The organism is Sulfitobacter sp. SK012, from assembly GCF_003352085.1.
Lineage (GTDB): Bacteria > Pseudomonadota > Alphaproteobacteria > Rhodobacterales > Rhodobacteraceae > Sulfitobacter.
On sequence record NZ_CP025805.1, the window covers coordinates 66,462 to 88,890 of the forward strand.

The 22,429-nt window shown below is 53.9% G+C and carries 12 protein-coding genes and 2 pseudogenes; 5 read left to right on the top strand and 9 right to left on the bottom strand.

Annotation, left to right across the window (positions count from 1 at the left end; translation table 11 throughout):
- The first annotated feature begins 67 nt into the window (after positions 1–67).
- Both C1J03_RS23655 and C1J03_RS23660 read left to right on the top strand, forming a co-directional pair.
- Positions 68–508: a transposase gene (locus C1J03_RS23655; protein WP_441351150.1), complete on the top strand. Its 441-nt coding sequence runs from the start codon at positions 68–70 to the stop codon at positions 506–508.
- A gap of 48 nt (positions 509–556) precedes the next feature.
- Positions 557–1,279 (top strand): annotated as a pseudogene (locus C1J03_RS23660) (IS6 family transposase).
- A gap of 77 nt (positions 1,280–1,356) precedes the next feature.
- On the opposite strand, the gene C1J03_RS25860 reads toward C1J03_RS23660, so the two are convergent.
- The 3 genes from C1J03_RS25860 to C1J03_RS23680 form a co-directional block, all read right to left on the bottom strand.
- On the bottom strand, positions 1,357–1,947 hold the full coding sequence (locus C1J03_RS25860; protein ID WP_254694309.1) for a hypothetical protein: 591 nt from the start codon (positions 1,945–1,947) through the stop codon (positions 1,357–1,359).
- Positions 1,934–5,803 carry a CHAT domain-containing protein gene (locus tag C1J03_RS23675; RefSeq protein ID WP_114889212.1) on the bottom strand — a complete coding sequence of 1,290 codons (3,870 nt, stop codon included), beginning with the start codon at positions 5,801–5,803 and terminating at the stop codon, positions 1,934–1,936. Before C1J03_RS23675 ends, C1J03_RS25860 begins: the two co-directional genes overlap by 14 nt.
- A gap of 155 nt (positions 5,804–5,958) precedes the next feature.
- Complete coding sequence (locus C1J03_RS23680) at positions 5,959–8,127, bottom strand: caspase family protein (protein WP_162798659.1); 2,169 nt, start codon at positions 8,125–8,127, stop codon at positions 5,959–5,961.
- 156 nt (positions 8,128–8,283) lie between these two features.
- Between C1J03_RS23680 and C1J03_RS23685 the strand changes: the two genes are divergently transcribed.
- Positions 8,284–10,020, top strand: a complete 1,737-nt coding sequence (locus C1J03_RS23685) for an alpha/beta hydrolase (protein WP_114889214.1) — start codon at positions 8,284–8,286, stop codon at positions 10,018–10,020.
- An 87-nt stretch (positions 10,021–10,107) separates the two neighbouring features.
- On the opposite strand, the gene C1J03_RS23690 is transcribed toward C1J03_RS23685, so the two are convergent.
- The 3 genes and pseudogenes from C1J03_RS23690 to C1J03_RS23700 all read right to left on the bottom strand — a co-directional run bounded on the left by C1J03_RS23690 (position 10,108) and on the right by C1J03_RS23700 (position 16,203).
- Entirely contained in the window at positions 10,108–14,274 is a 4,167-nt protein-coding gene (locus C1J03_RS23690; RefSeq protein WP_114889215.1) for a WD40 repeat domain-containing protein, read from the bottom strand.
- 250 nt (positions 14,275–14,524) lie between these two features.
- Positions 14,525–15,070 (bottom strand): annotated as a pseudogene (locus C1J03_RS23695) (IS6 family transposase); the annotation flags it as partial.
- A 152-nt stretch (positions 15,071–15,222) separates the two neighbouring features.
- Positions 15,223–16,203 (bottom strand): quinone oxidoreductase family protein, encoded by a 981-nt coding sequence (locus C1J03_RS23700; protein WP_114889216.1) that lies wholly within the window; start codon positions 16,201–16,203, stop codon positions 15,223–15,225.
- Between the two features lie 305 nt (positions 16,204–16,508).
- On the opposite strand from C1J03_RS23700, the gene C1J03_RS23705 reads away from it, so the two are divergent.
- Positions 16,509–18,587 (top strand): hydantoinase/oxoprolinase family protein, encoded by a 2,079-nt coding sequence (locus C1J03_RS23705; protein ID WP_114889217.1) that lies wholly within the window; start codon positions 16,509–16,511, stop codon positions 18,585–18,587.
- Positions 18,584–20,290 (top strand): hydantoinase B/oxoprolinase family protein, encoded by a 1,707-nt coding sequence (locus C1J03_RS23710; protein ID WP_114889218.1) that lies wholly within the window; start codon positions 18,584–18,586, stop codon positions 20,288–20,290. Before C1J03_RS23705 ends, C1J03_RS23710 begins: the two co-directional genes overlap by 4 nt.
- Here C1J03_RS23710 and C1J03_RS23715 read toward each other — a convergent pair.
- Genes C1J03_RS23715 through C1J03_RS23725 form a run of 3 tightly spaced genes read right to left on the bottom strand, consistent with a single transcriptional unit; the run spans position 20,275 to position 22,408 of the window.
- Entirely contained in the window at positions 20,275–21,234 is a 960-nt protein-coding gene (locus C1J03_RS23715) for a CobW family GTP-binding protein (protein WP_114889219.1), read from the bottom strand. The two genes, C1J03_RS23710 and C1J03_RS23715, sit on opposite strands and share 16 nt — an antisense overlap.
- Positions 21,231–21,506, bottom strand: coding sequence for a hypothetical protein (locus tag C1J03_RS23720; RefSeq protein WP_114889220.1), 276 nt, complete (start codon positions 21,504–21,506; stop codon positions 21,231–21,233). The genes C1J03_RS23715 and C1J03_RS23720 overlap by 4 nt, the downstream gene beginning before the upstream one ends.
- Entirely contained in the window at positions 21,506–22,408 is a 903-nt protein-coding gene (locus C1J03_RS23725; protein WP_114889221.1) for a polysaccharide deacetylase family protein, read from the bottom strand. The genes C1J03_RS23720 and C1J03_RS23725 overlap by 1 nt, the downstream gene beginning before the upstream one ends.
- Positions 22,409–22,429 lie beyond the last annotated feature (21 nt).

A 22,429-nucleotide genomic window follows, 5' to 3' on the forward strand; every position in this document is an offset into this window, starting at 1 on the left:
CGGCGTTGTTGCACAGATCGTCTCTTCACTGATATCATGTCGGTTTGTTCAATCCAGGATGTCGTAAATGCCGCATAAGTTCAACGTCGGTCGTCGTGACAAGATCCCAAAACAAAAGCATAGCGTGATCAACTGGCCCGAGTACAACGAAGGTCTGCGACGGCGCGCTGATCTGGCGGTTTGGATCAGTGAAGATGCACTTAGCTTGTGGTCGGCACAGCGCCGAAAGACGCGTGGTGGACAGCCGCGCTATTCGGATCTGGCGATTGAGCTTTGCATGACGCTCGGTATGGTGTTCCAACAACCGCTGCGCCAGACGCAAGGATTGATGCGCAGTATCGCGGCTTTACTGGGAGTCGAGATTGCGGTGCCTGATTTCTCGACGCTCTCGACGCTCTCGACGCTCTCGCGCCGGGGCAACGGCTTGGTTTTATGCTTTTGCTCATGCCATTTGCCCTCACCGAAGATCTTCAGGCCAGTACTGTCCACGACCGAATGGATTGGGTAGTGTCGCAAACTTTCGGAAGACTGTTGCGTTTTGTAACGCCCCGGTTCAATGGGTGCGCTTTCCAAGTCCAATATCAGGATTGAGACGTTGATCAGTTTCAAAGGTGCGCCTTACCCAAAACCTTTGATCTTGTACGCTGTCTATTTCTACGTTCGGTTTGGCGTTTCGTATCGCGATCTCGAAGAAATCATGGCTGAGCGTGGCGTGGCAGTGGATCACGCAACGCTCAATCGGTGGGTCGAAAAATATGCGGGGGCTATCGCTGATGAGGCCCGTCGTCGGAAGCTGCCAACCGGTCAATCCTGGCGGATGGATGAAACCTATATCAAGGTCAAAGGCAAATGGACGTAACTCTATAGAGCGGTCGACAAATGCGGCAAAACCCTTGATTTCATGCTATCTGAGCGTCGCGATGAAGCAGTTGCGACCGCGTTCTTCGCTAAAGCCATCAGCAACAATGGCTGGCCGGACAAGGTCGTCATCGACAAAAGCGGATCGAACGCGGCGGGGCTGTTCAACATGAATTGCCTGCTGGTTATGAATAACTGGTGCTGGTTGATCGACGTCCTGCAGGTGAAATATCTCAATAATATCATTGAGCAGGACCATAGCTTTATCATAAGAATTACGCGCCCTATGCAGACATTTAAATCGCTCAATTCAGCGGCAGCCACTCTGGCAGGCATCGAAGTCGTTCACATGATCCGTAAAGGGCAATTTGGCCGATCAGGACTGTCCGGCTTCGCGCAGTTCGGCGTGCTCGCGGGATAATTGTATCGAGCTGAAGCCTCAGCTCGCTTCACTCGAAAGCTTGCGACAGAACCTTTATGCCCGCCGGGCGCACGCTGTCATTTTTGGTCATGCCACCATTGCATGCCAACAATCCAAAGGGCGCGCAGATCAAGCATGATCACGGCAAAGCCCAGCGGGATCATCCAGAATCCGAGGATTGGCAGAAACCCAAAGACCCCCCCAGCAACAAGTAAAAGACCAATCAATGTTCTGACCCCAGGTGGAACGCGATCTCTGACCCATCGGAGCAATTTTGCAAGAGACCTTTGGAAACTCTGCGCTCTGTCTCCAGGCATTGATGGCATCTCCCTGTCTGTTACCGGATCAACACGCACGACTGATGTGTTATCAAGCGGTGCCTGGCCAGAATTGATCTGGATCATCTCGAAGCGCGTACGGCCTATTATCAGGCGTTGTTGCGTGTATACGCCGCGTTCTGCTAGGGATCTATTTACCTGACCGATTGGACGCTCCTGATGCCGCATAAGTTCAACGCATCGCGTCGGCATAAGTTTGAGAAGAAGCGGTATCGCATTACGACCTGGTCCGACGACACCGAAAGCCTGCGACGGCGTGGGGATGTGACGATTTGGTTGAGTCCCGGCAAACAACAGCCCAAACAAACGTAATCCGTTAGTATCCGACAAGCTGAAATGGTGCCCACAACGACGGATGGGCGAACTCGTCTCGGCTGGGGTCGGTGATAATGTCTTGCATGGATGCACGAAGGGCTTCAGCGCGCGACATTGTATGGGTTTCTTCCAGCCTGATGATGGCACCGGTTGTTAAGCGAACAGCGATGTCATCATCAATTGGCCAGTGCGACACCAAAAGTGAACCCGCCCCTGCATAAAGAAACGAACGGGCCAGCCCTGAGAGCCCTTCGGATCCTGAATAGTTGCCAGCAGCCGTGTCGCATGCGGATAGAATAACCCAATCCGCATTCAACTTCAGTTCGGCGGCCTCAGATGCGGTCAACAACCCGTCATCCATTCTGCTTGCGGGTAGACCAACATCATTGCTGTTTGCACCCGCGTTGCCAAACTGGATTGCACGTGCACCGCCGACAGGTGGGCTGAGGGCCAAAGCAGGCTCCATCACGTCATCAAATGCACCCGCCAACAATCCATGGGTGGCCAATAAGACAACACGGGCACGGCCCAACTGTCCGCTTTCGGAGGCTTCAACAAGCGCTGTTTCGTTTGCACGAGCCCCAAGAAGGTAACTTTCCTGCCCTGCACCTAGAATTTTTGCGACCGCTTCGACTTCTCTTCGGGTTCCCGGCAAACGTGGGAGATTTCGAACAGCGCCTAGATCAACTTGCCCGCTTCTTGAAACAAGCATTTCGACGGCAGGAAGCCCCCGATTGTCATTGTCAGGAACACCCGAGAAATTGGGATCTCCGACGCCAAAAAAGGGCGACCGATCATTTTGATCCTCCTCGGATGTTATCCTTCCCTTCAACATCGACACCGCTGGCAGGACTGACAAGGCGCGTTCGATCCCCAACCAACTTGTGCGCCGAAGCGCTGCAGGGTCGGAATTGTCGCCTTCGGGTTCCTCCATGACTAACGTGGCAAAGGGCACGTTGAACAAGGGGCCTTGGGGCACGATGATCCATTTCTGTCTATCCGCGAGCACTTCGGCAATATCTGCTGCACCAAACAATTCTTGGAAGAATTCATAGGCAAAGGCCCGGTCAAAGGCGGCAACTTGTTTCACTTCCTGCGGCTCTGTTTCCCCATCAAGGCTAAATGCACCGCGATTGCCGCCCTCCAAATTTGAACGCAATGTGTTGACCATCTGCTCCAACACACCGGTCTTCACGTCTGTTTTGGCCCAGGCATAGCTGTCCTGCGATATCGCCCAGGCAATCGTTTTCTGGCCCCTTGTGGTTCCGACCGAAAACACGATCAACACTTCATCAGGCCGTAATATCTCGCGCTGAATGGTTTCTATTGACACTGGGCTCTGACGGATCAATTGAACAATGCTTGGATCAAGTTGGCGCAATTCTTCTAATGCCTCTGCCGCTTCTTTGCGCTTGGTATACAGAAGGTCACCCCATTTCTGGCGTTGGGCTTCAAAGGCGTCGTCGCCGATAGCGGCACTTCCCTTACTAAGCATTTCCTGAAATCTGGCTTGGGCAAACTCGGCCTGTTCGGTTGTGGATTCCCACTTTTCATACGGCGCCTGAAGCTTGGCTGTCTCTGCAACACGTCGGCGCGCAGTCGTACGCACGGCGGCCATAGATGTTGAATTAACAGCCTTTTGAGCCAGCAAGAATCCTTCCTTAAGCAAGAGTTCCGGCTTGTTCTCGGGCAATGTCGTTGTGCCTGATTTAGCAGCGTCATGCAGGCGTGCCACACGTGTGAACAAATCCGATTTGTTGGTATCCTTCACCATGACGTCTGCTAGCCCTGCGTTAATCTCCCGAAGCAGGGTCAATGCAACATCATAATTATTTCGTTCCCACTCAAACCTAAGAAGGCGCGAATTCATGTAAGTTAGGTATACATCTTCTTCAAAGTTCCCGTTCTTTACGCGCATAAAGTCAATTGCATCCGTCAATGCGCTGCGGGCACCCGCCTCGTCGCCTTTTGCCACTTTCGTTTTTGACATACTCTCAGCAACGTCAGCATAAAAACTCATCGGGCCATCCGCATAATACGAAAGCAATGTCACATATTGAAACTCGGCTTCATCATACTGGCCATTTTCAAGAAAATATCCGGCGAGACTTCGTCTGGTGTGGTGGTCTTCAAGCTTGGCGTGACCCAACAGATCATCTCCAAGTTCTGCCCTTCTTAGCTGGATGCCTTCTTCGACTGGCAACAGGTCAATCGTACGTTCCCGAATTTCGATCATTTCACGGTCATCAGGCGACAATCTGCCAAGAGCCTGTCTGTAAGCACTGATGGTCACTGCTTTGTGTCTACCAAACACTTCGTTGTATTCATCGATGTGCCCCGAAAAGCGTAGAACATGCAGGAATTCCCGACGTGCATAATTTGCCATTTCGGATTCTTCGCCCAAAATGCGATCGATTGTCGCGACGATGTATCGCCCCAACACAAGCGCCTCTGTTTCGAACCCTGCGGCAAACAGATGCGAAAAGAGACTTACACCCTTCCCCAAGGTGACAGAATTTTCGGGGCCATAAATTCTTTTGCTCAGTCTATAAATTCCGCGTCTTTCGACAGTGTAGTCGAGCCTGGCAAGCACCCGGGCGGCTTCGTAGTCAATGAGACATTGAAGGCGAAGTTTAAGGAAGTCATCGCCAAGACCGAGGCACAGGTCCCAGTGTTCTCTGGCAGGTACGATCGCGCCCATAAAGTCGCCTTTTTGAATAAGCTCGCGTGCAAGTGAATTAAGATCGACGATCCGCGCTTTCGTGCGTTTGATAGACGGATTTTCAGACTTGTTTGCATCTGCCGGATAACCCACACCTATCTTATAAGTGGAGCTCAGCTTGCCTTGCGCCTTTTCATTGCCCTGTTGCGCAGCAAAGCGATACAAGCGCTCAGCTTCTTCAACATCTTGCGGAACACCTTTGCCAAACTCGTACAGTTCACCAAGATCGTATTGCGCATCCGCACTTCCTTGTTCCGCAGCAAGGCGATACCAACGAACGGCCTCTGTCATATCTCTCGGAACACCTTGGGCTGCTTTATACATATAACCAAGACGGGTTTGCGCATCTGCGCTGCCTTGTTCCCCGGCAAGACGGTACCAGCGCACAGCCTCTGCTAAATCTTGCAGCACGCCATTGGCACTGGAATACATATAGCCAAGACGCAACTGCGCATCTGCATTACCCTGTTCGCCCGCAAGACGGTACCAACGCGCTGCTTCGGCCATGTCTTTTGGTACGCCTTTGCCATACTCGTACATATCGCCAAGATTATACTGCCCTGACACATAGCCTTGTTCAGCGGCCAAACGATACCAGCGCACAGCCTCACCTAAATCTTTTGAAACCCCATTGCCGTATTCGTACATGGTACCAAGATCAGATTGCGCTAAGACATCTCCCTGTTCAGCGGCAAGACGAAACAATCGCGCGGCCTCTTCTGGGTTTTTTGGAACGCCTTCGCCATTTCTAAACATATCGGCAAGACTGGTTTGCGCATCTGCAGAGCCCTGATCGGCAGCAAGGCGATACAATCTGGCCCCCTCGGCCAAATCTTTCGGGACGCCAATTGCAAATTGATGAAAAACGCCAAGGACGTATTGCGCTGTAACGTGGCCCTGTTCCGCCGCAAGACGATACCAATGCACGGCCTTAACCAAGTCTTTCGGAACACCTTTCGCAGTGTAATACATATGGCCGAGTAGGTATTGCGCCCTCGGATTGCCATCTTCGGCCACGGGCTCCAATTCCTTCCACGCAGTTATAAAATCATCAGATTTTACTGCTGCATAACCTTTGTCAAAATCTTGTGCGAAAACGGTCGACGCCACAAAGATCAAAACGGCGGCGGCACGAAGTATTTGCAGCATTCAAGACCTCCTTGGGTTCGCCCCCAATCACTACTCAACAATGGTTATGCCGGAAAATGCGGTCGTTGTGATCTTCGCAACCTTCCAGAATTAGCCGCCTCAAAATAGTGTCCTATACCTAGAACTGCCCGTCGATTGCTAAGCAGTTCCGAGCCTCAATTGTCCAAGGCGCGACCTGCTTGCCGGAACGCCTCCCGACGCGGCAAAACGCGCCAGCTAAATGTTTCGACCCATATACCCGAAATGCCAAACCCACTCATAGATCCACGGGTGTCGGGGCGCGTTGCAATCTGACTTAGAAAATTCATTGCTTGGTTGGTCGCAGCACCACCGCGTGTTCCACCGGCAGCCGCGCCGCAGTTTTCAATCAAACCCTCAAGGTTTAACGCCTCACTGTTGGCTTTCCCCTCAGTGATAATCACAAATAGCCGCTCGTCGCCTGCGCCATCCCCGTCCGGGCAGTCAGAACACATCGTCATATCATCCCCCAGTCGGCGTGACACGGCATTGCCTTCGACGCGCTCATAATCCGCAAAAATGCAAAATTTCGAGTCGATATGCACACGGTTCACATCCCGCGCCCCCGCCGTTTCGCCCTGCACGGAAAAGCTAAGCTGATCGCATTGTTTCAGGTCGGCCCCTGCTATCAAAGGCTGTTTCGTTTCAGCGGTGATCTGCGACACAGCCTTGCGGCACTCCCGTTTTGGCGAAATCGGTCTACCAATTGCTGCTAGGTCCTGTACCGACACGGGGTTGTGTGCTGCGATAACCCGCACAGGATTGGGCGAAAGCGGAGAGCCGTTTTGTGCGACACCGTCCAGCATCCGCGCCAATGCTTCCGCACGCGCGATCCGCGTCAAAAGCGGGACAAGGTCGCCCTCCCCCGGTGTCCATGTCAAGCCAACCAATGTGTCCCCTGCCGTAACCCGCGGACCGAACCAAAGCGATGTCCCATCCCATATTACCTCAACCGAATAATCACTGTCTGAAAGCACAATACCCTGCTCAGCGTTGGCGTTCACACGTTCCAAAGCCGCGTCCAAAGGCAACTTTGTCGGGTGATCATTCCCTAGAGCGGTCCCATTGACCAAATCTTGCGGTACACGCAGGTGGGTTTTTGCGTCTACCGGACGTGCGATTATTTGGGCAAATCGGGCCTCTTTTACCAATTCGCCCAGAAATTCACACGGCCCGTCACTGCGTGGAATGCAATCTGCCGCGACAGGACGCAGATAGCTCAATGTTGGTGTCGTATCTTCAGTTTGGGCAAAGCCGATGATGGCCTCTGGTCCGTCAGCAGCATCCGCAACCAATCCGACAAGCGTGCCCTCAGGTATGCCATGCACCAAACCAGCAGCCAGTTCATCAACCGAGACGGCGTAGCGCCGCAAGCCCGTGGTCGCTTCCCCGCCAAATACTGCCGCATCAATCAACGGGCCTTCCCAAGATGGGGTCTGAAGCCGCGCCCCTCCAGGAATATGATCCGCATTCATATCACTTAATACGGCTTGGAAAAGTTGCCGAAAGCTAATCGCCTTTTGGGCTTGCAGGCGCGCTGCCAGTGTCGCCGAGAACAGGCCATACCAAGCCTCTGGTTGGCCTTCGGGGGCTAAATTAATCTCGCGTGCCACTTCAGTGGATCGCGCTGAATAAAAGGCCAGAAAACTGCCATCACTCGGTTGATCAACCGTGGTTGCCGCTTCGATAATCTGTGCCTCGGGCCTTGGACTGCTGGCTACCGCAATGCCTAGAATTGCAGGGTCCACAAAACGCGCAGCAGTTCCGGGAGCAGCGGCCCTAAGGCCAGAACCAGAATGACACGAATCCATCACCAACCAGACATTAGCGCCTTTGGTACGAATCTTCTTGACGGCAGCACCTATTTCATCGTCGAGCAATGCATTCGGGATGGTGTTTTGGCCCGGTTGCGCACGGCCTGTGTCAGCGGGCAAAAAAACCTCATCCAGACCATCTGTTTCGTCTCCATTTCGATCCGGCTGACGCGTCCCGTGACCAGAAAAGTGAATATAAACAAAATCACCTTTTTGCGCAGCCTCAGCAAGGTCTTCAAAAGCCTTAAGGATTGCAGCCCGCGTCGGAGCGATCCCACCCTCAACGCCATCTGCCAGAATTCTAATATCAGTCACTTCACGCAACCGCAGCATGTCTCGCAAAAGTGCTACGTCATTTGCCGGGCCTTTGAGGTCAACTATCCCTGTCTCATCATCGTAGTCGGATACACCAACCAACAAGGCGCGCGTTTCCGCAATTGACGCAGATGCCAGAAAAATTGCGCAAAAAACAGTGAATAATATTTGTTTCAAATTGTGCCCCAGTGTTTCGTAGGTCATGTACACACTACTCATGTCTGGCCGGAATACTAGTTTTTCGCACCCGCTCCCGTTTACTTCCAGCAATGTGCCCGTAAACTGTGGTTTGCTACAAAATGCACCGATGGCCTAAAATTTTCCGAGGGTACTATGTTTCAGCGACTTCAGTATGTTCTTTTGACCACAGCACTTCTCGCTTTCCCTTCAGCGCCGGTTTCAGCACAGGATGTCTATGTCAGGGCAGCACAGATCGATTTTTCTGCTCAGGCAGATGTCGTCGCAGTTCTTGCAGAAATTGATGGGTTGATTGCAGAAGTATCAACCCAGACGAACGCTGATCAGCGTCTGGTCTTTGATCTTGCCAGAGCCAAGGCTGATATCCTTATCAAAGCAGATCGGAAGCTTGAGGCAGCTGGTGTGCTGTCTGAGCTGGCGGCCCTTGCTGCACGGTTTCGCCAAGAACTGCAAAAAAATGTTGCGGCATTGCACCGCGAAGCAGCCAGTTTGCTCCGCCAGACGAACAACAATCGTGCCGCACGTGTCCAGCTTCTTGCATTGCTCGAAGAACAACGTGACGGCGCACAACCAGCGCAGGTTATAGCCAGTACGCTGGAAGAAATTGCAGAGGTTTCGGATTTGATGAATCGCGCGGCGGAGGCAAAGCAGTACCGTGACGCCGCCGCACAAGCACTGTCCCCGGATGCGGTTCCAACGCGCGGTGAAGGTGTGGGGTACCGTGAAGTTGAAGTGTTTTATGCAACGGATCGCGCGCGCAGTGGCAAAGAAATTCCAGACGAATTTTACGGCTGGGATCGTGGTGAACTTGAGCTTGGATTGGCAACTGTCACTATTCCAGACACACATATAAAGGGGTTGGTCGAAGCTCCTTCGGTTTGGCGATTGGAATTTGGCCCTTCCCCCGCAAAACACGTTGTGTTGCAAAGTGTGGTACCTCTTGAAAGCGAAGTATTCTTTACTGCTATGCAAGATCGGCTGGAGATGCGCCGCAACAAAGAGCTGTTCGTCTTCGTGCACGGATATAATGTGCAATTCGATCAAGCCGCCAAACGTGCCGCACAAGTCGCGTATGATATGAACTACGGTGGGCTGCCGGTGCTCTATTCATGGCCCTCGGCTGGATCTACGATTAGCTACATCTCTGATACAGCCGTTGTGCGCCTCAGCGGTCGGCGTTTGTCGCTGTTTTTGGAGGATCTGGTTGCCCAATCTGGCGCGCAAACGATCCATATTCTGGCGCATTCCATGGGCAACCGCGCCTTGACAGATGCGTTGGAGTTGATGGCCGCGCGGCGCGGACTAACGGAATCCTCCAAACCCCTTTTCGATCAAATCCTCTTTGCTGCTCCAGATGTAGACGCCGGACTTTTCATCCAAATGATGCAGACAATTCGGCCTATCGCAAAACGCCTGACACTGTATGCGTCCGAGAACGATTGGGCATTGGAATCTTCGCGCCGTCTACACGGGAACGCACCAAGGGCCGGACAAGGCGGCAATTATACTTTGTTCAGCGCGAATATCGACAGTATCGATATGTCTGAACTAGGCGAAGACATGTTGGCGCATAGCTACTTTGCAGATGACAGTTCCGCGCTTGCCGACATGATGGCCTTGTTCTGGCGCAACGTAGATCCATCACTGCGATGCGGCTTAGAGGCAAAAAAAACCTCGGCAGGAGGTTCGCAAAATTGGGTCTATAAGCGTGGTCAGTGTGAAAGTCAGACGTTGATTGACATCATGGCTTTGATGCAACGTGACAATGTACAGACCGAGCAAGAATTGCGGCAGATGTTGACGCGGTCGGGCGCGGATGCAGGAAAACTGGATTCTCTTGTACCGATGTTACTTGGCAATCTCGAGAAGTAGCGCGTGTTTGACCCCTGAAATGGGTATAGCTCCTAGCCTAAGTCAACTTGGCGGGCTTTGGCATGTTTGATCATCTCGCTCGGGCTTTTAGTTGGGCAAGGTTTTCATAACCACCTCAGCACTGGAGATGCGGCGAAAATCAAACAGCGCCGGACGTTGCACTTGCAGCAAATCTGCATCGTCACTTTCGACAAGCGAAAAAGAACCACGGGCAAGCGGAACGAACCCGCCTGTTTGCAATTCGCTGTAAAGCAGCGGCACGCGTTGTGTTGTAAATTCAAATAATTCGGAAAAGCTGGTGGCACCGTCCTTTGGTGCGCGGTCGGCATGCTCTGCTTCCAAACCTTCCCGCAGCATTGCATAGCTTAGTGCCCCGTGCAGCAACTGGTCACTTTCAAGCGCCAGTTCCTCAGATTGACTGGCTGCCAGAACCCGCATCGATTTGTCATAAGCCAGCTGCCCCAATCCGCGGCTTCCCATAGGGCCGGGTTTGAAACCGCCTCCTTCTACCGACGCAGCCGAGTTGCAGGCATCAATCACCAATAGCATATCACGCACATCGATCTGCATTAGAAGGTCTGCCAGACGGTCGCTATTGAGGGTGTTATTCAGCGTCGTGTCATCGATCATCCGACCCGTGGTGCCTGCGCCAAACTCTTGGGTAAAGAAATGAAATTGCCCGTCCTGAGTGGCAAGCCCATGACCAGCCAGAGCCAGATAGACAAGATCCTGTGGGCGCGCCGGTGGAAACGTCATGGCAATTTCTAAAACGTCTTGAGGCAGGTCATCCGGCAGGGGCAGTCCCGCGATCCTTCGTAACACAGCCTCAATAACGTCGCGCCGTGCCAGCTGAGGTTGGCCATCATCGCGTGAAATCAACGCGATTCTGTGAATTTTTTCGAAATCTCCACTGGCCTCAAGCCCTTGCGAGATCAGCTGGGTATTTGCCTCGGCATCCGAGGCCGCATAGCTCAAATTCCACGAGGGGTTCGCATAAGCATTTACCCCGACGGCGATGACATAGGCCTGCCGCTGTGTTTCAGTTTCCTGACCCAGACTTTCAAACAAGCGGGCCTCAGTTTCGCTTTTGATCCTGTCATTGTTGAAGGCGTAAGTCGAAAACACAAATACCGATTGATCTGGCGGCAGACGAATACCGTTGAACTGCACCGTAATGATGTCGGTTCCATCGAAACTATTTGTCGATGACGATCCGACCAATTGCCCATCGCGGAAAAGTTTGACGCTGCCAATGCCGCTTGCGACGCCGTTACGATATCTCTGCGTCAGTTCAATATCGACCGCGACGCGCGCAATCCCGTCTGCATCTGCACCCAAAGGTCTGATTTTCGCTATCCGGATATCGGGTGTGACGCGATTGCGTTCTGATGGCAGCGGAACCGCTGGGAATGCTTCAGCCAGCACCTTGCGGCTCAGAAGGCGCGGTTCATAGTAGTCCAGATAGTAAGTCTCAACAGGTTCGGGGCTGAGGGGGGCATCCGGCAGAACCCAGCTCAGGCCCACCACATTCCCTGGATCGGTGGCATCGTATCGCCCTTCAGGGCTTGCGACCGCCCATCCACCATCCCGCATCGAGACCAATCTGACCAAAAGCTCGCCTGTTTGTATCTTCCACAACGAGACAAATCCGGTCCTTTCGGCCAAGGCGACCAATGTGCCATCCGGCGAAAAGGCGACGCCCATCCTCCCCACGATCCGCGCATCAAGTAATTGACTTTTGCCAGTTGCGGCATTCCACAGCAAAGTTTTGCTAACAATTCCCGTCGCGACAATGCTCGACAAGTCAGAAGACGCGACAGCAGCTAATGGATCAATTCCCGAAAGTGACAGCGTAGCCTGCTTGGACCCGTCTTCAGACATTAGAACTGCCGTGTCATCCTCACCAATCCTGAGTAGCATGCTCTTATCCGCGTCCAACCCATAGCCGGGAACGCGAACCGGCAGAGGGCCCTCTTCGAAACTGCGGCGGTATTGCTCTGGAAGAGGACCGTTGTTGGGGCCTTTTGAGGAAATGCCGTCTTCGGTCAAAAAAACGCGGCTCATAAAACCGTGTGACACATGCTTTGTTACCCGCCCGGTTTCCAATGACCAAAGTGCGGTAGCGTCCCGAAAAGTCACCGCCAAACTTTTGCCATTCGAGCTAAACTGAACGCTCTGCGGCACGCGCATCGTCGTTGCGGGGCCTGCGCGGGGAACCAAATCGGGCACAGACCACCGGGTCATAATGCCAGGGGACGCCATCGCTGCTTGCGTGGTTGTAACTGCGAACTTCCCGTCGCGTGACAAAACCAAATGTTCAACATGCGCACCCGTCCCATTCTGTCCACCTGAAAACTCCGCTTGTCTTTGTACTGACAAGGTGTGGGGCGAGAGCACGAATAATTGCGCCGGAACATCCTTGCGGCCAACGTATCCAATCCCGTTCATCGCCACTAAAACCGCGCCGTCATGCAATTGGGTAATGCCGCGAATTGCGTATTCACCCAGTTCAATTTTGGAAAGAACGTTACCATCCGACGCGATTTTGTGCAGCCAGCCATCTTCTGTACCCAAATAAAGGGCACCGTCTTTTGCACAGGCGGCGTACGAAACAGGCAGATCAACCGAGATCATACGCGCTTGCCGCTCTGCCCCGAGGGACAAGAAAGCAATCTGCGAACGGTTCCCTTCCGTTTTCCGCAGGACAAACTGACCGTCGCACATGAGCGCTTGAGAAAAGTGGCGCCATGGCGTGTCGATCAATTCCGGCCACGTTCCGGACTGTGCACTAAAGCCCGAGCAACGACGGTTAGTGCAAGAAAAGAACCCCTCGGCATTGGCATCCGCTTGAAAGAAGATTGGGCGGCCGCTCAGAAAATCAGACCTATGAACAAGATCGCCAGACACTGTTTCGAACTGATAAAAACTCTGAGAATCTACGACGTAGAGATATCGACTATCCTCAGAAAAAAGCAGCGTGGACCCATAATCTGCCACAAGCAGTCCGTTGATTGCGCGGTTGGTTTGCATATCCCAAAGCCAAACAACACCATTGTCGCCTGCAGTGGCCATCAGACGCCCGTCAGACGAAATAACAACGTCCGAAATTTGGTCAGGGTGTCCCAGCCCCGCAACCAATCGCGGTATCAGTGTCGTCGTTGGTGGGGTTGGGTTTTGCGGCTCAGTTTGAGGTTGTTTATCAAGCGCGAACAGCTCTGTCCGGCCACTAAACCAAGTCACCGCCAACCTTGTCGCGTCTCCATTTAGCGCGGCCAAGGTTCCGTCTTTCCCCAAATCAACGCTACTCAAAAGTTCGGCATCGCGTGACGGAAACAAACGAAATACGCGCAATACCTGATCCTCCCGATCGGTATAATCCACAAGCGCTACAACCAATCCTGCATCCGAAAAACGCAGGCCTGCGATATACTGCCGCTTGTCTGGTTCAGGAAGATACAGGTCATACGCCACCTGTCCGGCGTAAAGATCATAAACTCTTATGACCTCATTAAATTCATCGTCACGGTATCCTTCAACCGCCATCAAACGCTCATCGTCGGACACAGCCACCTGACCCGGCATGAACACCTCACCACCAGCAATGCGGTTGATTTCGGATCCGGTTTGATCATAGATCGCCAGCCCATCACGCACGACCAGAGCAAATTCACCCGAACTGAGAGGGGCCCCGCTGGCAGTTCCAAAATCAGACGCAATTTCGAGCACCTGTTTTGTTTCAGAATAAACGACATGTGCAGTCTGGTACTTTGCCCCAAAAAGATGAACGCGGTGACTGCGATCCACCGCATTGAACGAGATGTGATTATTCGGAAAAAGCGGCAGCATGTCTGAAGACAGGTCAGGTCCACCGATGCCATTCAGACGACGTGTTTCAAAGAACTGGTTTTGACCATCCACAACAACCACCAAGTGAACACTTTCTCCGTCATCTGATAGGACTGCATTCGAAAAACTACGGCTGAACGCGCCGGCACCGAGACTGGCAATATGCGCGCCGTCAGCCGCGCCAAAGACAGAAACGCCACGCATAGCTCCCCGCAGCACCCGATTGCCGCTGAGATCAAAACCAATCGAATTCGGATTGGCGCCATCATCGAATATGCTCCATATCGGCACCGATGGAGCAGTACCAAAATAATTTTGAATGGTCGACTGGGACCAAGCAGGCAAGCACACCAAAATCGCGATGGCGCAAATCAGTACTGAAGTCAGGCGACGAACAGTTCGATACATTGGCAAATCCTGCGCTGGTTTCATTAAGACTACAACACGTGTTCAGTGTCGCCGTGGAAAGAACCATAGTCGATCATAAACAATACCCGTTTCCAAATTTGAGCAGCCCACCAGGGTTCTGTCGCAAAGTTTTCGCGGTTGGTTGGACTGGCTCGCGGGGGTTCTGTTGCAAAGTTTGGCAAATAGCGGATTCATAGCTGACGCTAGACACAGTTATCCAGCGAGGGCGGCGAATTGCTGGAATGCGGATTGTCAGTTTCTTGATGAACCGGTGGTCCTGCTCAATGATTTTGTTCAGATATTTGACCTGCAGGATTTCGATCAGCCAAAACCACCCGTTCAAAATCAGTAGGCAATTCATGTTGTGCAGCCCTGCGAGATTTGCCCCACTTTTGTCGATTACAACTCTGTCGGGGAAGCCGTTGTTGCCGATTGTGCGTGCAAAAAACGCCGTTGCTGCAGCCTCATCCCGGTGCTCCGAAAGCATAAAATCAAGGGTTTTCCCGAACTTGTCGATGGCTCGGTAATAATACGTCCACTTGCCTTTCACCTTGATATAAGTTTCATCCATGCGCCAGGATACAGCAGTCTTTCGCTTTCGTTTGTGCGCTTCCATCGCAATCAAGGGGGAGAACTTTATCACCCAACGGTTCAGCGTTGCATGGTCAACTTCGGCCCCACGTTCCGCCATAATCTCCTCCAGATCACGATACGAAACGGCATATCGTACATAGAAAAACACAGCGTACAGGATCACGGATCTGGGATAGTGGCTGCCTTTGAAATCAATCGTCACGTTTTGATGCTCACCCTCGAATTCAAAAGGCGGCGTCTACCACAGATTACCAAGCAGGCCCATATTCTAAAAGTTTGCGACAGAACCTTTCCGAATGCACTCTTTGGGTCTGGGCAAGGATGTAGGTGCCTAACACGGCACACTATCGGTCTTTACCTGATCTTAAGAATCACCTTTCCCGCGAGTTGGCGGGAGGCAAGGGCCGCGAACATATCGTTAACATCGTCGAGGGCGTGCGTTCCCTCAATCGGGCAAATCAGCGTTCCGTCCATAATCATGTCGAGCACCGACCTAGACCCCCGCATCCAATCCTCAGACCCATAGTCCATGTGGCCCAAATGCATGCGGGTAAATGTCAGTGATTTTTTGACCAATTGTTCCCAGAGGTTCGCAAAGGGTTTCCCTTCAGCCTCACCATAGCTGACGACATGCCCAAGCGGGCGGATAGTTTCAAAGCTGCGATCGAGGATAGAAGCGCCTGTGGAATCAATAACTTTGTCGACGCCGCGCCCTTTGGTAAAATCCGCGACGGCTTCAACAAAATCCTCTTTGCTCCTGTTAATGACAAGGTCCGCCCCAAAATCCAGCGCACGTTTTTCTTTGCCTGCAGTGCCAACGGTTCCGATCACCTGCGCGCCGGCGGCTTTGGCCAGTTGCGTCAGATACAGCCCAACGCCGCCGCCAATCGCATGGATAAGAACGGTATCACCCGGCTGTGTCTTGCTTACCGTATGGAGCAGGTTCCAAGCGGTCATGGCCTGCACATAAAACGCCGCACCGACATCAAATCCGATACCTTGCGGCAGTTTGATCAACCGCTCGGTCGGAACCGCGCAATACTCTGCAAAGGAACCGGCGTCCTCGCTGAAAGCTGCGACCCGGTCCCCTATGGCAATACCGGTCACATCTGGCCCGATCTGCGACACTGTGCCAGCCAGCTCAAGCCCCGCGACCAGTGGATAACCTTTAGGATGGGGGTAAATGCCGCTGCGCATCATTAGATCGGCATAGTTCAATCCGGCGTAGGCAACTTGGACGACGACTTGGCCAAGAAACGAGGTGGGCGCGGGAACGTCCTTGATCACCGTTGATTCTGGTCGTCCATCGGGTGTTTCAAAAACTACCGCGCGCATTGGGTTCCCTTTCAGTCAATGGAGTCTTGAGGCATGACGCACTGCTCGAAACCAGTCGGGCGTTCGATTGATGTTTGCGGCTCTATCATTACGCTATTGTGAATATGTCCAGCCCAAGAGAACAGGTTTGCGAAAGCGGACCGCTTTACATTCATTCGAACCGCCCAAAAAATGGGCAGACCGCTGCTTGTTGCCATGTGTGTCGGCACAACAATGGCACCTTGCCTGAGTTTATATGGTGCAGACTAGGCAATTGACGCGCTTGGCCCTCAGATTATGTAAAGCAACGCAGCGGGGGAGCTAACATGAAGACAATTGGCGTTGACGTCGGAGGGACATTTACCGACCTGATCTTTTTTGACCCCGACACTGGAGATCTGGGGATACACAAGGTTCCAACAACGCCCGACGATCCCTCCCGTGGCGTCATCGAGGGCATCAATGCGATCTGTGATTTGAATGGCTTCCAACCTGAGGACATCGACCACGTGTTTCACGGCACCACGACCGCGACAAATGCGGTGCTGGAGGGCAAAGGCGCGCGGGCAGGAATGATCACGAACGAAGGCTTTCGTGATGTGCTGCACATCGGGCGCCACCAACGGGTTGAGCATTATTCGATCATGCAGGAACTGCCGTGGCAAAACCGCCCGCTGATTGCACGACGTTACCGTAAGACTGTGGCTGGGCGGGTGACCCCGCCAACTGGCGCAGAACTGGTGCCCCTGAATGAGGTAGAGGTGCGCACCGCTGCAGAGCAATTGTTTGACGCGGGTGTTGACGCAGTTGCGATCTGTTTCCTGTTTTCTTACCTCAACCCCACCCATGAATTGCGCGCCAAAGCGATTGTGCAAGACGTCATGCCCGATGCCTTTGTAACCACGTCAGCAGAGATCTCTCCCCAGTTTCGCGAATTTGAACGATTTACTACAGCGGCTTTGGCGGCCTTTGTGGGCCCCAAGATGGGCAGTTATATCTCCGGTCTAGGTGAGGCTCTGCGCCGCATGGGTGTAAAAGGAGACCTGCGGATCATGGCCTCGAACGGTGGTGTTGCGACGCCAAGGATGGTGACCGAAAATCCGGCTCTTACCCTGATGTCCGGTCTTGCGGCGGGGGTTCTTGGTGGTGGATGGATCGGTGCGCAATGTGGACGCACACGGCTGATCACCTTTGATATCGGGGGCACCTCTGCGGATATCGGCATCGCCGTGGACGGGACATTTGCGCAAACCGATGCCCGCTCTACGTCTATCGCGGGGTTCCCATTGCTGATGCCGATGCTGGATATTCACACCATCGGTGCGGGTGGCGGGTCAATCGCCTATGTGGATAAAGGTGGGGCGTTTCGCGTCGGACCACAAAGCGCCGGTGCCGTGCCCGGACCTGCAGCTTACGGCAAGGGCGGGACGCAACCCACTGTGACGGACGCCAATTTGGTGTTGGGACGGCTGGAGCCTGGCGACTTTCTCGGCGGTGAGATGGGGTTGGACGCGGCCGCTTCTGACGCAGTGATCGGCCAGCTCGCAAGCGATCTGGGGATCGAGAAGCTGGCGGCAGCCGAAGGGGTCCTGACAATATTGAATGCCAATATGGCCAACGCAATTCGGTCTCGCACTGTGCAGAAAGGCATCGACCCACGCGGTTTTGCGCTTGTTGCAATGGGTGGGGCAGGGCCGCTGCACGGTGCCGAAGTAGCCATGATGTTGCAAATTCCCGAAGTCATCATTCCGCCCTATCCCGGCATAACCTCTGCCATGGGGCTCTTAACAGCGGACCTCAAATACGACGCGATCCGCACGCAGTTTCAGGTGTCAACGTCGTGTGATCTGGATTGGATCAATGCTGATTTTAGCGCGATGGAGGCCGATCTGATGGCGCGTTTTGCGCAAGACGGTGTCGAAGGGAATGATGTTGCGTTTCAACGGTCAGGCGATCTGCGGTATGTTGGGCAGGGATATGAATTGAAGGTGCCATTCGCAGCAGGTCTGATAGACGCGGTTGCCATTGCGGATGTGTGGAACATGTTCCATGGCATCCACGCCGCAGAATACGGCCACGCCTTTGAAGATAGCCCTATCGAGCTGGTGAATTTGCGCGTCACAGCCGTGGGGCACATGCCCAAGCTTGAACACATGCCACGCCTTGAAGGCGGTAGCCTTGAAACCGCGTTTTTGTATACACGTGAGAGCGTTTTCAGAGAGGCTGGCATTCTCAAAACCTTTGAGACAAGCGTCTATAGGCGGGATGCTTTGCCGGTCGGTACACCGATCAACGGCCCAGCCATCCTTTTGCAAAAAGACAGCACAACTGTCGTGCCCTCCAAGGCCACAGCCTTTGTGCACGCATCGGGAAGTATCATCATCACATTGGAGAGCCAGCCATGACCCGCATAGATCCTGTGACCGCCGCTGTCATCCAAGGTGGACTTGAGAACATCGCGGTTGAGATGGGTCATAAGCTGATGCGGATGTCCTATTCATCCATTATCCGCGAGTCCGAGGATTTTGGCGCGGCCCTCACAGACGCGGACGGCCTGCAGATGTGTGAATGCAAGATGTCCACGCCCCTGCAATCTGGGCCCATTCCGGGCTATGTGCGTAACGTTCTTGAAGTGCTCAAGGAACGCGGTGATCCGGCCAGGATCGGTGATGTGATCATGCACAACGATCCTTATGGCGGGGCCAGTCATGGGCCGGACGTCGCGTTCTGTGTGCCGGTCTTCTTGGCGGAGGAGCTGATCGGCTGGTCCGTCACCACGGCCCATCACCTTGATATCGGGGCGCTGTCACCGGGCAGTTGCGGGATTGTAGACGCGGTTGATACCTATGCCGAAGGGCTGCAATTCAAGGCGATCAAAGTCTATGATAGGGGGGTCAAGAACGAAGCCGTCTGGCACATCCTGCGGGCAAACATTCGTGCCCAAGATTTGGTTGTCGGTGACATGGAAGCACAGATTGAGTCTGCGCGCATTGGTGCTGCCCGTTTCCTTGAGCTGGTCGGCCACCACGGGTTAGAGCAGACGATGGCCGCTTTCCACGATCTAATGGATTATTCCGAACGCCTGATGCGCAGTGCGATCCGCGATCTACCCGACGGGGATTATAGTGCAACGACTTATCTTGACGGATTTTTGGATGATCCCGATCCATCACGCAGCAAACTGCCGTTGGTCGTGACGTTGAAAGTGCGCGGCGATGCGTTGACCGTCGATTTGACAGGCACCGCGCCACAACTGCCCGACAAACCGATCAACATGCCCCTGATTGGGACGGTCGATTGCGCGGTCTGGCTCACGATCCGGTCGATCCTGCTGGACACGGTGAGCTACGGCAATATCCCGCAAAACTCAGGCCTGACCCGCCCGATTGAAATCGTGGCACCCAAAGGTTGCCTTGCCAATCCGATCTTTCCCGCCCCCGTCATCGCGCGGTTCTGTTCTGGGAACCAATTGGCCGACACCGTGATGCGTGCCTTTGCCCAAGTTGTGCCGCAACAGGTCTCTGCCGGCATCGGGAACCTGCGCGTTGTCGCGATATCGGGCCTTAAGGCGGGCAACCATTGGGTACATATGGAGATCATGGAAGGCAGCTATGGTGGGCGGTTTGGCATGGACGGGATGGACGCCGTCGATACGCTGTATGCAAACACCCGCAATAATCCGGTTGAAGATATTGAATCGCATATCCCGCTGCGGGTTGAACGCTATGAGCTGCGCGAAGACGCCATGGCCGCAGGCCAGTGGCGCGGTGGCATTGGTGCGATCAGGGAGTTCACATTTCTGGAAGATGCGGGCTTTTCGCTGGAAGGTGACGGGCATGCCTTTGAACCTTGGGGGTTTGACGGCGGTGCAGATGGGCATGTGGCCTCTTTGACCTTGATACGTTCGGACGGAACGGAGCAGATGTTGCCGTCCAAAGTACCCTATTTCAAAGTGAAAGCTGGTGACAGACTGGTGTCTCTTGGCCCGTGTGGTGGGGGGTATGGCGACGCAGCGCTGCGCCCGCGCGAGGCGATTGCAGCAGATGTTGCGGACGGATTGATCTGCGCAGATGTCGCACGTCGGTTGTTCGCTCAAGCCGAGAAATGATTGAAGGAAGCGGCAAGCTGGTCTTGGGAAAAACCGCGGCCAATCACGGCGATGGTGTTGTCGCCCTCAACGGGTGTAGCACTTTCCGGCAAGATCTCCGGTGATTGAACCGAGCGGCGTACAGTTTGCAGCAAGAGCCTGCCTGCGGGCGTGACCACAACACCTTTAACCCGAACAATCTGATCACCGCGCGCATAGAGTAGGGCGGAGAGCCACACAGTAAAAGCAGTCCAATCCGGCGTGTCGCCAAGGTCAAGCTGGCAGGCGTTGATCGGGCTGCTGTCGTGTTCAGAAATCTCAGGCAAGGCAAAGGGCTCATCATCGGACCACGGGTCTTTAAGGCCCAAGGGGCTGCCAAAGCGTGCGGCGGATAAGGTGGCACCGGGTGCAATGGCTCTCAATGTGGCGCCCAATCGGGCCAAGTCTTTTGGGGCGGCAAGATCAGTTTTGGTCAGGATCAATCGGTCAGCTGCTTCTATTTGCTGTCGGCAAAGCACCTCTTGCTCCATCTGTGTTCTGGCGTTTAGCGCATCAACAATGACGATTGTTTCAACGACAACGATCTGACGTACCAAGACCGGATGTGCCTGTATCATGGCTAATATAGCTGCGGGGTCAGCAAGGCCGCTGGTTTCCAGCACGATATTTTCCACGCGCATGCTGGGATCTGCCAAACCGGAGCGGTCATCGCATAGGCCCAGTAGAACTCGAAGGAAATCGCTCTGGCCTGTGCAACAGACGCAGGCTCCCGCTAAAAGGGTCAGGCGGTCCGCAGCGCTGAGCAGTGCATCATCAACCGGGGCCGCCGCTGCTTCGTTCACGATTACATGTACGCGTCCAAATGCCCGTTCATGCAGGTGATGGCGCAGCCAAGTCGTCTTGCCAGACCCAAGGAAACCGCCCAGAATTGTGAGACGAAGACGACCCTCGGTCGCTTCCTTCATAACTCCAGCGGGTCAAAGACGCGTCCGCTGCGTTTTTCAAACTCGCTCCACAGCGCCTCAAGGTTGGGCACGATGGTTTGGCCGCCGCCAGCAGAGATCACCTGAATACCGGGAATGACCCCGCCATCATGGGTTTTGATGCCCGACCCCTGAAGTACCTCATTCAGAACCTGCACGCGGCGAAACCGTTCGCGCAGGCGCTCATGTGGTGTTGCGGTTCCTGCTTCGGTCCAATGGCCGGGGGCCGCTGGGAAACCGCAGGCGCTGCACATCAGATCACCTCTGGGCGGGCGTCGCCCTCGAACGGGAACCGCGCACGGAAATCGTTGGCGATGCTGTCAAACGTCATCCACTCGCACCCTTCATGGCCATTTATGTATTCGATCAGCCGCTCCAGCATCAGCAGAACCTGCGGACGACCGGACACATCGGGGTGGATAGTTATCGCAAACACCGCGTAATCCATCTCGCGGTAGACCCAGTCGAATTGATCTTTCCACAATTGCTCAATATCGCGGGGGTTCACAAAACCGTGGCTGTTGGGCGAATTTTTGATGAACATCATGGGCGGCAAATCATCGACATACCAATTGGCGGCGATATCCACCAAATCGATCTCGTGACCGTGTTCCAGCGGATGCATCCAATCGGCGGCTGTCTTTGTATAGTCGATCACATTCCATTCATCACCCGTGCGGGCATAGAAAGGCTGAAAGTCGCGATATCCTTGGCTATGATCGTAGGAAAAGTTGTATTTTTGCAGCAAGGCGGCTGTAGAATTCGACATCTCCCACCACGGGGCAACATAGCCGGTGGGCACCTTGCCAGTCAGTTTTTCAATCAGCTCAATTGATTTGACCAGCACGTCCTCTTCTTGGGTCGGCGTCATCGCGACGGGGTTTTCATGCATGTAGCCATGCGCGCCAACCTCATGGCCCGCATCGACGATCATCTGCATTTCCTTCGGAAAGGTCTCAAGGCTGTGACCGGGGATGAAAAAACTGGTCTGCATGTCGTATTTCTTGAACATACGCAGCAGGCGGGGAATACCCACTTCGGTGGCAAAGATGCCGCGTTGGATGTCGGAGGGGCTATCACCGCCGCCATACGACCCGATCCAGCCTGCAACAGAGTCGATGTCAGTGCCAATGGCACACATGATTTTCTTAGTCATTTTGGGATCTCCTAAGGGGCG

What these genes read in the sequence shown, in the direction of transcription:
- C1J03_RS23710 (WP_114889218.1), top strand. Translation starts at nt 18,584, where the DNA reads ATGACCCGCATAGATCCTGTGACCGCCGCTGTCATCCAAGGTGGACTT.
- C1J03_RS23700 (WP_114889216.1), bottom strand. Translation starts at nt 16,203, where the DNA reads ATGCGCGCGGTAGTTTTTGAAACACCCGATGGACGACCAGAATCAACG.
- C1J03_RS23685 (WP_114889214.1), top strand. Translation starts at nt 8,284, where the DNA reads ATGTTTCAGCGACTTCAGTATGTTCTTTTGACCACAGCACTTCTCGCT.
- C1J03_RS23655 (WP_441351150.1), top strand. Translation starts at nt 68, where the DNA reads ATGCCGCATAAGTTCAACGTCGGTCGTCGTGACAAGATCCCAAAACAA.
- C1J03_RS23715 (WP_114889219.1), bottom strand. Translation starts at nt 21,234, where the DNA reads ATGAAGGAAGCGACCGAGGGTCGTCTTCGTCTCACAATTCTGGGCGGT.
- C1J03_RS23690 (WP_114889215.1), bottom strand. Translation starts at nt 14,274, where the DNA reads ATGTATCGAACTGTTCGTCGCCTGACTTCAGTACTGATTTGCGCCATC.
- C1J03_RS23675 (WP_114889212.1), bottom strand. Translation starts at nt 5,803, where the DNA reads ATGCTGCAAATACTTCGTGCCGCCGCCGTTTTGATCTTTGTGGCGTCG.
- C1J03_RS23725 (WP_114889221.1), bottom strand. Translation starts at nt 22,408, where the DNA reads ATGACTAAGAAAATCATGTGTGCCATTGGCACTGACATCGACTCTGTT.
- C1J03_RS23705 (WP_114889217.1), top strand. Translation starts at nt 16,509, where the DNA reads ATGAAGACAATTGGCGTTGACGTCGGAGGGACATTTACCGACCTGATC.
- C1J03_RS23720 (WP_114889220.1), bottom strand. Translation starts at nt 21,506, where the DNA reads ATGTGCAGCGCCTGCGGTTTCCCAGCGGCCCCCGGCCATTGGACCGAA.